Annotated in this window: 12 protein-coding genes; all 12 read left to right on the top strand. The window is 76.7% G+C overall.

What is annotated here, in order from left to right; translation table 11 throughout:
• Positions 1-4 precede the first annotated feature (4 nt).
• The 12 genes from murG (at position 5) to ACYQBY_RS09105 (ending at position 11,013) form a co-directional block, all read left to right on the top strand.
• Complete coding sequence (murG, locus tag ACYQBY_RS09160; RefSeq protein WP_459643856.1) at positions 5-1,114, top strand: undecaprenyldiphospho-muramoylpentapeptide beta-N-acetylglucosaminyltransferase; 1,110 nt, start codon at positions 5-7, stop codon at positions 1,112-1,114.
• Positions 1,111-2,532, top strand: coding sequence for a UDP-N-acetylmuramate--L-alanine ligase (murC, locus tag ACYQBY_RS09155; protein WP_459643547.1), 1,422 nt, complete (start codon positions 1,111-1,113; stop codon positions 2,530-2,532). The genes murG and murC overlap by 4 nt, the downstream gene beginning before the upstream one ends.
• On the top strand, positions 2,529-3,734 hold the full coding sequence (locus tag ACYQBY_RS09150) for a cell division protein FtsQ/DivIB (protein ID WP_459643546.1): 1,206 nt from the start codon (positions 2,529-2,531) through the stop codon (positions 3,732-3,734). Before murC ends, ACYQBY_RS09150 begins: the two co-directional genes overlap by 4 nt.
• Before the next feature lie 328 nt (positions 3,735-4,062).
• Positions 4,063-5,493, top strand: a complete 1,431-nt coding sequence (gene ftsZ, locus ACYQBY_RS09145; protein WP_459643545.1) for a cell division protein FtsZ — start codon at positions 4,063-4,065, stop codon at positions 5,491-5,493.
• Positions 5,490-6,248 (top strand): peptidoglycan editing factor PgeF, encoded by a 759-nt coding sequence (pgeF, locus tag ACYQBY_RS09140; RefSeq protein ID WP_459643544.1) that lies wholly within the window; start codon positions 5,490-5,492, stop codon positions 6,246-6,248. The genes ftsZ and pgeF overlap by 4 nt, the downstream gene beginning before the upstream one ends.
• Positions 6,245-6,967: a YggS family pyridoxal phosphate-dependent enzyme gene (locus tag ACYQBY_RS09135; RefSeq protein ID WP_459643543.1), complete on the top strand. Its 723-nt coding sequence runs from the start codon at positions 6,245-6,247 to the stop codon at positions 6,965-6,967. The genes pgeF and ACYQBY_RS09135 overlap by 4 nt, the downstream gene beginning before the upstream one ends.
• Positions 6,968-7,055: 88 nt before the next feature.
• Positions 7,056-7,610: a cell division protein SepF gene (locus tag ACYQBY_RS09130; protein ID WP_459643542.1), complete on the top strand. Its 555-nt coding sequence runs from the start codon at positions 7,056-7,058 to the stop codon at positions 7,608-7,610.
• A 96-nt stretch (positions 7,611-7,706) separates the two neighbouring features.
• Positions 7,707-8,000, top strand: coding sequence for a YggT family protein (locus ACYQBY_RS09125; protein WP_459643541.1), 294 nt, complete (start codon positions 7,707-7,709; stop codon positions 7,998-8,000).
• Positions 8,001-8,125: 125 nt separating this feature from the next.
• Positions 8,126-8,779 carry a DivIVA domain-containing protein gene (locus ACYQBY_RS09120; RefSeq protein ID WP_459643540.1) on the top strand — a complete coding sequence of 218 codons (654 nt, stop codon included), beginning with the start codon at positions 8,126-8,128 and terminating at the stop codon, positions 8,777-8,779.
• A 186-nt stretch (positions 8,780-8,965) separates the two neighbouring features.
• A complete protein-coding gene (locus ACYQBY_RS09115) occupies positions 8,966-9,448 on the top strand; it encodes a TraR/DksA family transcriptional regulator (RefSeq protein WP_459643539.1) in 483 nt (160 codons plus the stop codon).
• A gap of 85 nt (positions 9,449-9,533) precedes the next feature.
• The gene (gene lspA, locus ACYQBY_RS09110) at positions 9,534-10,097 is read left to right on the top strand and encodes a signal peptidase II (RefSeq protein WP_459643538.1); all 564 of its coding nucleotides are present in this window, start codon (positions 9,534-9,536) and stop codon (positions 10,095-10,097) included.
• Complete coding sequence (locus ACYQBY_RS09105) at positions 10,090-11,013, top strand: RluA family pseudouridine synthase (protein ID WP_459643537.1); 924 nt, start codon at positions 10,090-10,092, stop codon at positions 11,011-11,013. The genes lspA and ACYQBY_RS09105 overlap by 8 nt, the downstream gene beginning before the upstream one ends.
• Positions 11,014-11,107: the final 94 nt, after the last annotated feature.

The raw sequence follows: 11,107 nt of genomic DNA, 5'->3' as shown, positions 1-11,107 counted from the left end.
CGGACTGTCGGTGCTGCTCGCGGGGGGCGGTACGACAGGTCACGTGGCGCCGCTGCTGGCGACCGCGGACCGGCTGCGCCTGCGCGCGGCGGACACCCGCGTCCTCGTGCTCGGCACCGCCGAGGGCCTGGAGTCGCGGCTGGTGCCGCAGCGCGGCTACGACCTGGCGCTCGTGCCGCGGGTCCCGCTGCCGCGCAGGCCCTCGCCGGAGCTGCTGCGCCTGCCGGGCCGGCTGCGCTCGGCGGTGGCCGCGGCCGAGCGGGCGATCGCCCAGGTCGGGGCGGACGTCGTGGTGGGTTTCGGCGGCTACGTCGCCACCCCCGCCTACCTGGCCGCGCGCCGGCGCCGCGTGCCGATCGTCGTGCACGAGCAGAACTCGCTGCCCGGCATCGCGAACCGCCTCGGGGCGCGGCTCACCCCGCACGTCACGGTGACGTTCCAGGGAACCCCCCTGCGCGGTGCCGTCCGGGTGGGCATGCCGCTGCGCAGCGAGGTCCGCGAGCTCGCCGCCGACCCGGACCGGGCCGGGCGCCGGCGCGCGGCGCGGGAGAGGCTGGGGCTGGACCCGGCGCGTCCCACGCTCCTCGTGACCGGCGGCTCGCTGGGCGCCCAGCGCCTCAACGACGTCCTCGGCGCGGCAGCCCCGGAACTGCTCGGCACCGGGGCGCAGGTCCTGCACGCCAGCGGCCGCGGCAAGGTGGTGCCGCTGCCGGCGGGCACCGATGCCGCGCGCTACGTCGTGCGGGACTACGTCGACGCCATGCACGAGGCGTACGCCGCGGCGGACCTCGTGGTGTGCCGCAGCGGAGCCGGGACCGTCAGCGAGCTGACCGCCCTCGGCCTTCCCGCGGTGTACGTGCCCCTCCCCATCGGCAACGGCGAGCAGCGGCGCAACGCCGAGCCCGTCGTGGCCGCCGGCGGCGGGCTCCTCGTGGACGATGCGCGGTTCGACGCCGGGTGGGTGCGCGCCCGGCTGCTCCCGCTGCTCGGCGATGCGGAGGCCCTGCGCCGCAGCGCCTCCGCGGCCGCGACCCTGGGCCTGCACGACGGCGACGAGAGGCTGGCGGACGTGGTGGAGCGCGCAGCGCGGGGCGCGCGGACGGTGGCGACGTGAGCGCCCCGGCCCCCGCCCGCGACGTCCGCGACCTCGGGCGCGTGCACCTCGTGGCGATCGGCGGCGCCGGCATGTCGGGGATCGCCCGGTTGCTGCTGGCCCGCGGGGTGCCCGTCTCCGGCAGCGATTCCCGCCACTCCGAGGTCCTGGCCGACCTGGCCGCCGCCGGGGCCCGCGTCGCCGTCGGGCACGACGCGGCGCACGTCGCGGACGCCGACACCCTCGTCGTCTCCTCCGCGGTGCGCCCGGGCAACCCGGAACTCGTGGAGGCCCGGCGCCGCGGTCTGCCCGTCCTGCACCGCTCCGAGGCCCTCGCCGCGCTCATGGCCGGGCGGCGGGCGGCCGCGGTCGCCGGGACGCACGGCAAGACCACGACGTCCTCGATGCTCGCCGTGGCGCTGCAGCACGCCGGGGCCGACCCCTCGTACGCCATCGGCGGGGAACTCGCCCCCGGGCAGCCGCAGCAGGGCCGCGGGGCGCGGGAGGGGTCCGGGGACGTGTTCGTGGCCGAGGCGGACGAGTCGGACGGCTCGTTCCTGGCGTACTCGCCCGGCGTCGCGGTGGTGACGAACGTGGAGCCGGACCACCTGGACCACTACGGCACCGCGGAGGCGGTGGAGCAGGCGTTCGCGGCCTTCGCGGGACGGATCGTGCCCGGCGGGCTGCTCGTCGCGTGCGCCGACGACCCGGGCGCCGCCCGCCTCGCGGACACCGCGCGCGGTCGCGGCGTGCGGGTGCGCACGTACGGCTTCTCCGCGGGCGCAGACGTGCGGCTGGAGGGTTTCCGCGCGGGTGGCACGGGTTCCACCACGCGGCTCCTCACCGCCGGGGGGCCGGAGCACACCCTGGCGCTGCGGGTGCCGGGGGAGCACAACGCCCTCAACGCCGCGGCGGCCCTCACCGCGGCCGTGGAGCTCGGCGCGGACCCGGCGCAGGTCCTGGCCGGGCTGGCCACGTTCGGGGGCGCACGGCGCCGCTTCGAGCTGCGCGGGGAGGTCTCGGGCGTGCGGGTGGTGGACGAGTACGCGCACCACCCCACCGAGGTCACGGCGGCCCTGCGGGCGGCGCGCGGCGTGGTCGGCCCTGGCCGGGTGCTCGTGGTGTTCCAGCCGCACCTGGTCAGCCGGACCCGCATCTTCGCCGCGGACTTCGGGGCCGCCCTGGGCCTGGCCGACGAGGTCGTGGTGCTCGACGTGTACGTGGCGCGGGAGGACCCGGACCCGTCGGTGAGCGGCGCGCTGGTGGCCTCGGCCGTCCCGCTGCCCGCCGCGGCGGTGGCCTTCGAGCCGGACCGCGACGCCGCCGTCGCGCGGCTCGCGGAGCGGGCCCGGCCGGGCGACCTCGTCCTGACCGTGGGAGCCGGTGACGTGACGGACCTGGGGCCGCGGCTCCTGGCGGCCCTGCGGGCCCGCGCGTGAGCCGTCGCCCCACCCCGCCGCGCACGCCGGCGCCCACCGCGGTGCCCGGCCGGCCCGCTCCGCCGCCGGGCGCGGGGACGGGTGGCGCGGAGGGGCCGACCGCCGCGGGGCGACCGGGGAGGCGCCCCGCGGCGGACGGCCGCGCCCCCGCGCAGGCGGGTGGCGGGACCCGCGCCGCCCGCCGCGCGGGGGTGCAGGACCCCGCACCGCCGCGCCCGGCCGGCGGCAGTGCGCAGCGCCGCCGCGCGGAGCGGGCGGCGGGGGTGGGCGAGGCCGCCCCGCGCTCGCGCCGGGGACTGGGCAGGGTGGCCGTGGCGCGCGGGACGGTGCCCGTCGCCGCCAGGCGGACCCCGCGCCCCCGCGGGCGCGGGCTGCGCGGCCTCGGCCGGCGGGGTCGGCTGCTGGCGGCCGTGCTGGTCCTGGTGGTCCTCGGCACCGCCGGTGCGTGGGCGGCGCTGACGTCGCCGGGCCTGACGGTGCGGCAGGTGCGGGTGACGGGGGTGCAGCGCGTCGCCGCGGCCGATGTCACGGCGCTGGCGGAGCGCCGTCGCGGCGAGCAGCTCGCGCGGGTGGACACCGGCCTGCTGGAGCGCGAGGTGCGGGCGCTGCCGCTGGTGGCGGAGGTGGACGTGCGGCGGCAGTGGCCCTCGACGCTGGTGGTGGAGGTGAGCGAGCGCCAGCCCGTGGCCGCGGTCCCGCTGGGGGAGGGGCGCTACCGCGTGGTCGACGCCGAGGGCACGGCGCTGCTGGAGTCCCAGACCGTCCCACCGGAGGTCCCTCTCGTCGAGGCGGACGTGGACAGCGCCGGACGGCCCGCGCTGCAGGCGGTCCTCGCGGTCCTCATCGGGCTGCCGACGGACCTGCGCGCGCAGGTGGAGAGCAGCGGGGCGACGTCGCCGGACTCGGTCGTGCTGCACCTGGGCGGTGGCACGGTGGTGCACTGGGGCAGCGCCGAGCGGGGTGCCCGCAAGGCGGAGGTGCTGAGCGCGCTGCTGGCCGAACCGGCGGTGCGCGGGGCCGAGCGCCTCGACGTCTCCGCCCCCGACCACCCGGCGGTGACCCCCGGCGAGGGCGGGGACGCCGGCGAGGGCGAGGGCGAGGGCGAGGACGCAGGCGAGGGGACGCGCACCCCCGCGCAGGACGGGGCGGGGACCGGCGAGCGGCCGGCGCCTGGGGCGGGGAACGAGGCCGCCGAACGCTGAGCGTGCAGGTCAACGCGCACGCTCAAGCTCTGGTCGAGGGTTGCGTCCGTCGCGGCCCGCAGTCAGCGGGCCACGGCCGGTCACCTAGTGTGGCACGGGGGTCATTACCGCTTCCACCGGAGCGCGACATCGCCGACACGCCGGACGGGCAGTTGCACGCAGCACGCTCGGACTTCTACGGTCCTCCGGAGCGAAACGATGACATAACGTTAACCCTCGACCTGAGGGTGAGTGTGAGAGCCGGGGTCGACCCGGGCAGGACCGTGAGCCTCTCGGGGTCAGCGGTAAGGAATCAGGCATCAGCTGAGAGAGGCGAGAGGCACTCCACGTGGCAGCTCCGCAGAACTACCTGGCAGTCATCAAGGTCGTCGGCGTCGGCGGCGGCGGGGTGAACGCGGTCAACCGGATGATCGAGGTCGGCCTGAAGGGTGTCGAGTTCATCGCCGTCAACACCGACGCGCAGGCGCTCCTCATGAGCGACGCCGACGTCAAGCTCGACGTCGGCCGCGAGCTCACCCGCGGCCTCGGCGCCGGCGCCGACCCCGAGGTCGGGCGCAAGGCGGCCGAGGACCACGCCGAGGAGATCGAGGAGGTGCTCAAGGGCGCCGACATGGTCTTCGTCACCGCCGGCGAGGGCGGCGGCACCGGCACCGGCGGCGCGCCCGTCGTGGCCCGCATCGCCCGCTCCCTGGGCGCCCTGACCATCGGCGTGGTCACCCGCCCCTTCACCTTCGAGGGCCGCCGTCGCGCCAACTCCGCCGAGTCCGGCATCGCGGAGCTGCGCGAGGAGGTCGACACCCTCATCGTCATCCCGAACGACCGGCTGCTGTCCATCAGCGACAAGCAGGTCAGCATCCTCGACGCCTTCAAGTCGGCCGACCAGGTGCTGCTCTCCGGCGTGCAGGGCATCACCGACCTCATCACCACCCCCGGCCTGATCAACCTCGACTTCGCCGACGTGAAGTCCGTCATGCAGGGCGCGGGCAGCGCCCTCATGGGCATCGGCTCCGCGCGCGGGGACGACCGGGCGGTGCAGGCCGCGGAGAGCGCCATCAGCTCCCCGCTGCTCGAGGCCAGCATCGACGGCGCCCACGGGGTGCTGCTGTCCATTCAGGGCGGCTCCGACCTCGGCCTCTACGAGATCAACGAGGCCGCGCGCCTCGTGCAGGAGGCCGCGCACCCCGAGGCCAACATCATCTTCGGCGCCGTGATCGACGACGCCCTCGGCGACGAGGTCCGCGTCACCGTCATCGCCGCCGGTTTCGACTCCGGCACGCCGCAGCAGCGCCGCCGCGAGGAGCGCGGGGTCGGGCAGGTCGCCGGCCGCGCGATGGGCAGCGCGGTGCCGCCGTCGCGGCCCGCTCCGCCGCAGCAGCCCGAGCCGGCCCCCCAGCCGCGCTACGAGCCCGCACCGCAGCAGCCCGTCTACCAGCAGCAGCCGCCCCAGCAGCACGCCCCGCAGCAGCACGCCCCGCAGCAGCACGCCCCGCAGCCGCACGCCCCGCAGCCGCACGCCGCGCCCGCCTACTCCCAGCAGCGCTCGCCGTACTCCCCGGACCCCCAGACGTACGCGCCCAGCCCCGCGCAGCAGTACATCGAGCTGCCCCGCGAGGAGGCCCAGCAGGCGCGCCCTGCGGAGCCCGTGCAGGTGCCGCGCGTCATCGAGCTGCCGCAGGACACCGCCGCGGCCGCCCGCCGGCCCGCGCGCGGCGTGCGCCGCGAGGAGGAGGACCTGGACGTCCCCGACTTCCTGAAGTGACGGCGGACGCTGCGCCGAGCGGGGGCCTGCCCCTGCTCGACGCGGGGTTCACCGGGAGCGTCCGCGGCGCCTTCACCACCCGATCCGGTGGTGGGGGCGCCGCGCCGTTCGACGGCCTGAACCTCGGCGACCACGTCGGTGACGACCCCCGCGTGGTGGCGGCCAACCGCGAGCTGGTGCGCAGCGCCCTCGGTGCCGACGCCCTCGTGCTCGCCGCGCAGGTGCACTCCGCCGACGTGGTGGTGGTGGACCGGCCGTTCCCCGGGCCCGCCCCGCAGGCCGACGCCCTGGTGACCTCGACGCCGGGGGTGGCCCTGGCGGTGCTGGTGGCCGACTGCGTGCCCGTGCTCCTGGCCGACCCCCGGGCCGGGGTCGTGGGCGTCGCGCACGCGGGCCGCGCCGGGATGGCCGCGGGCGTCGTGGCCGCGGTGGTGGCCGCCATGCGCGACCTCGGTGCGCGCGACCTGCGCGCCGTGACGGGCCCCTCGGTGTGCGGGGCGTGCTACGAGGTGCCGGAGGCGATGCGGGCGGAGGTGGCGGCCCGGGAGCCCGCGTCGTGGGCGAGGACCCGGCGCGGCACCCCGGCCCTGGACGTCGCCGCGGGCGTCCGGGCCCAGCTGGCGGCGTCAGGCGTCGCGGCGCACCACGTGGAGGGCTGCACGGTGGAGGACCGGCGGTTCTTCTCCCACCGCCGCGAGGGTCGCACCGGCCGCTTCGCGGGCGTCGTCGTGCTGCGCGCCGGGGAGGGCCGGTGAGCCCGGGCGCGCGGGGCGCGGCGCTGGAGGCGGGGCTCGCGGCCGTGCGGGCGCGCATCGCGGGCGCCGAGCGCGCCGCGGGGCGCCCGCCGGGGCAGGTGCGGCTCGTGGTCGTGACGAAGTTCTTCCCCGCCGCCGACGTGCGGCTGCTGGCGTCGCTGGGCGTGCAGGACGTGGGGGAGAGCCGCGACCAGGAGGCCGCCCCCAAGGCGGCCGCGTGCGCCGGGCTGCCGCTGCGCTGGCACTTCGTGGGGCAGCTGCAGTCCAACAAGGCCCGCTCCGCGGCGCGCTACGTGGACGCCGTGCACTCGGTGGACCGCTCCTCGCTGCTCACCGCGCTGGGCAGGGCGGCGCAGGAGGCCGGCCGCGAGGTCGGCTGCTTCGTGCAGGTGCGCCTCGAGGCGGGCGGGCGCGCGTCCCCCGGCGAGGCCGGCCGCGGTGGCGCGGCACCGGCGGACGTGCCGGCGCTGGCGGACGCGGCCGCGGCCACGGAGGGGGTGCGCCTGCGCGGCCTCATGGCGGTCGCCCCGCGGGAGGAGGACCCCGCCGCGGCGTTCGCGCGGCTGGCCGCCCTGGCGGAGCGGGTGCGCGCGGACCACCCCGGCGCGGCGGAGCTGTCGGCGGGGATGAGCGGGGACCTGGAGGCGGCGGTGGCGCACGGCGCGACACTCCTGCGTGTCGGCAGCGCGATCCTCGGCGCCCGCCCGGCGGCACGGTAACGTCGGCGGCTGTCCGACTTCCCCGCGGTGGTGCCGGTCGAGCCCGCAGGGCCGGGGCCCCGCCGTCGACGACCTCGAGGAGCAAGCGATGGCCGGCGCGCTGCGCAAGACGATGGTCTACCTCGGCCTGGCCGAGGACGACCGCTACGACGCCGACGAGCTCGTCGAGGACGAGCAGCCGCAGCGCCGCACCACGCTCCCGGAACGTCGTAGCGCGCCGGAGGCGCACGGCTCGCACGAGTTCCGCAGCGCCCCCGAACCCCGCCCGGTCGCCGAGCTGCGTCCCGAGGCCGGCCCGTCCCAGGTGACCCCGATCAGGAGGCAGGTGGCGCAGGTGGTGCCTCAGGCGAGCAGCGCTCCGGAGCTGCACCGGATCACGACGATCCACCCCCGCACGTACAACGAGGCCAAGACGATCGGCGAGAGCTTCCGCCAGGGCATCCCGGTCATCATGAACCTGACGGACATGGACGACTCGGACGCCAAGCGCCTGGTGGACTTCTCCGCCGGTCTGGTGTTCGGCCTGCACGGGTCCATCGAGCGGGTCACGAGCAAGGTGTTCCTCCTCTCGCCGCAGAACGTCGAGGTCTCGGCGCACGAGGAGGAGCGCCCGGTGGAGCGGACGTTCTTCAACCAGTCGTGAGGCCCGGGCCCCTGCCGGTGCCCCACCCCGCCCGGGTGGTCGCACCGGGCGGGGGCCGGGTTCCCGTGACACCCCCGCTCGGGAGAGGATGACGTGGTGTCCGCCCTCTACGCCCTGGTCTACTTCGCGCTGCTGGTCTTCTTCCTCCTCCTCATCGGGCGGCTGATCTTCGACTGGGTGCAGGCCCTGTCGCGCAGCTTCCGCCCGCGCGGGGCCGTGCTCGTGCTGGCCGAGTCGGTCTACACGGTGACCGACCCGCCGCTGAAGGCGCTGCGGAAGGTGATGCCCCCGCTGCGCCTGGGCCCGGTCAGCCTGGACCTCGGTTTCCTGGTGCTGATCTTCGGCTGCTCGATCCTGATGAACGTCTTCTACGGCTTGGCCTACACCTGAGGGTGAGGCGCCGGCCGCGGAGCGTCCGGACCACCTGCCGAGATCGCAACGCCTCCACGCGTGCACTAGCGTGATGGGCGAATGTCGGCCACCGGGGCCGGCCCGTCGGCAAGGTGGATGTAGCGATGCCGCTGACTCCTGAGGACGTCGTCAACAAGCGTTTCAACGCCACCAGGGTCCGCGAAGGGTATGCCCAGGAGGAGGTCGACGACTTCCTCGACGAGGTCGTCGAGGAGCTGCGCCGGCTGCACGCCGAGAACGAGGACCTGCGCGGCAAGCTGCACGGTGCCGAGCAGCGGGTGGGGGAGCTGACGCGCGAGCTGGAGTCCCGCCCCCAGCCGGGCACCGCGCCGGTGGCCGTGGTCGAGCAGGCGCCCGCGCCGGTGGCCGAGGAGCCGGTCGCACCCCCCGCTCCCGCCCCCGTCGCCCAGCCCCCGGTCGCGGGGCAGAACCCGGTGGAGCAGGCCGCGGGCATGCTCGCCCTGGCGCAGCGCCTGCACGACGAGTACGTGCGCGAGGCCGAGAACCAGCGCGACCGGATCGTCTCGGACGCCCAGGCCACCGCCGAGCGGCTGGTGACGGAGGCCACGGCCGAGCGGGAGCGGACGCTGGGTCAGCTGGAGGCCGAGCGCCTGGACCTGGAGGTCGCGATCGGCCAGCTGCGCGGCTTCGAGCAGGAGTCGCGCTCGCGTCTGGCGGAGTACTTCCAGAACCAGCTGGAGCAGCTGCGCCGGCAGGCGACCATCGTGCAGGAGGAGGCGGCGCCCGACCGCGCCTGAGCCCTCCGGCCCCGTCCGGGCCTGCTGTTCGGACTGCTGTGACGCGACGCCCCGTGGTGCTCCACGGGGCGTCGCTGTGCGTGTCGGAGCCCAATCGCCGGGCAACCAGGCTTTCGAGTTGCTTACGGAGGGTGACGTTCTCTACTGTTCCCGTCACTACATCAGGTGATCGGGGAGGGGGAACTCATGGCCCACGGTGTTGTGGAGAGTTCCAGGAGCACGACGGAGGCGCCCGTCCGGCCTGCGGAGAGAACCGCGTCGCGCCGGCGGACGGCTTCCCGCCCGCCGACCCGTGACTCCGAGCTGGCCTGGACCGAGGCCGAGCTGCTGGAGCTGCGCGGCAGCCTGCGGGAGGACGCCGAACGGCTCTCCGCGCAGCTGCACCGCGCCTCGCTGGCGTTCAGCGACCTGGTGGCCTCCGGCGGGCAGGGTGCCGGCGACGACCAGGTCGACCACGGCGCCGCCACCTCGGGGCGCGAGCACGAGATGACGATCGCCAACAACGAGCGCGACCTGCTCGAGCAGACCGAGCGCGCCCTGGACCGCATGGACCACGGCACCTACGGCGTGTGCGAGGCGTGCGGCCACGCCATCGGCAAGGCCCGGCTGCAGGCCTTCCCGCGCGCCACGCAGTGCGTGCCCTGCAAGTCCCGCGGCGAGAGGCGCTGACGGGCCCGCACCCGTCGCCCACCCGGCCCCACCTCCCGCGTGCCGTGCGGGCGGTGGGGCCGTGGCGTGGGAGACTCCCTGTCCGATGAGCGCTCCCGTCCCCCCACCGCCTCAGGAACCGGCCACCGACGACGCCCCGAGAGGGCGGGCCGGGCGCGCCCGGCTCCTCGCCGCCGCGCTCGCCGCCGTCCTCTACGCCGCCGACCAGGTCACCAAGGCCCTGGCCGTCGAGCACCTGGTGCCCGACGAGCAGCGTCCCCTCCTCGGGGAGCTGCTGCAGCTGCGCCTCATCCGCAACTCCGGGGCCGCCTTCAGCATCGCCGAGGGCTTCACCTGGGTCTTCACCCTCATCGCCGCGACCGTGGCCGTGGTCGTCGTGCGCTTCGTCACCCGCGTCGTCAGCCGCGGCTGGGCGGTGGCCCTGGGGCTGCTGCTGGCCGGGACCGCCGGCAACCTCACCGACCGCCTCCTGCGCGCACCGGGGGTGGGGCGCGGGCACGTGGTCGACTTCCTGGAGCTGCCCCGCTGGCCGATCTTCAACGTCGCGGACATGTGCGTGGTCGCGGCCGCCGTGCTCATCGGCGTGCTCGGCCTGCGCGGCATCCGCATGGACGGCACCCGCGAGGGCGTGGAGGACGGGCGTGCCTGAGGTGCGCGGCCTGCCCGTGCCCGACGGGCTGGAGGGCGAGCGCGTCGACGCCGCCCTCTCCCGGCTGCTGGGCCTCTCCCGCAGCCGCGTCGCGGAGCTGACCGCGGCGGGCGCGGTGCTGCTCGACGGGCGCGCCGCGGGCAAGTCCGACCGGGTGCGCGCCGGGACCTGGCTGGAGGTCACGATCCCCGACGCGGCGCCCGCCCCGGCCGTGGTGCCGGAGGCGGTGCCCGGCCTCACCGTCGTCCACGACGACGACGACCTCGTCGTGGTGGACAAGCCCGTGGGGGTGGCCGCGCACGCGAGCCCCGGCTGGAGCGGCCCGACGGTCGTGGGGGGCCTGGCGGCCGCCGGCTACCGGATCGCCACCTCCGGCGCGGCCGAGCGGCAGGGCGTCGTGCACCGCCTCGACGTGGGAACCAGCGGCCTGATGGTGGTGGCCAAGACCGAGTACGCGTACACCGTGCTCAAGCGCGCGTTCCGGGAGCGCACGGTCGAGAAGGTCTACCACGCGGTCGTGCAGGGGCACCCGGACCCGCTGCGCGGCACCATCGACGCGCCCATCGGCCGGCACCCCTCCGCGGCCTTCAAGTTCGCCGTGACCGCCGGTGGCAAGCCCAGCGTCACGCACTACGAGGTGCTCGAGGCCTTCCGGGGCGCCGCCCTGGCCGAGGTGCACCTGGAGACCGGCCGCACCCACCAGATCAGGGTGCACTTCGCCAGCCTGCGCCACCCCTGCGTGGGTGACCTGACGTACGGGGCGGACCCGGTGCTGGCCGCCCGCCTGGGCCTGCAGCGGCAGTGGCTGCACGCCGTCCGCCTCGGCTTCGAGCACCCGGGCACGGGCTCGTGGACGGAGTTCGCCAGCGACTACCCGCCGGACCTGGGGCGGGCGCTGGAGCTGCTGGCCGGCTGAGGTGGCGCCCGGCGCGGCAGGGGTCGTGTCCCGCGCCCGGATCGGCGCTCCTGTCGGCCCCGGAGCCTAGGATTCACCTCTGTCGGCGCTCCGC

The organism is Kineococcus anabasis, assembly GCF_054590795.1.
This window is presented reverse-complemented; position numbering and strand designations above follow the sequence as displayed.

Coding starts and splice junctions, on each gene's coding strand:
- lspA (WP_459643538.1), top strand. CDS start 9,534: ATGAGCGCTCCCGTCCCCCCACCGCCTCAGGAACCGGCCACCGACGAC.
- ACYQBY_RS09120 (WP_459643540.1), top strand. CDS start 8,126: ATGCCGCTGACTCCTGAGGACGTCGTCAACAAGCGTTTCAACGCCACC.
- ACYQBY_RS09115 (WP_459643539.1), top strand. CDS start 8,966: ATGGCCCACGGTGTTGTGGAGAGTTCCAGGAGCACGACGGAGGCGCCC.
- ACYQBY_RS09130 (WP_459643542.1), top strand. CDS start 7,056: ATGGCCGGCGCGCTGCGCAAGACGATGGTCTACCTCGGCCTGGCCGAG.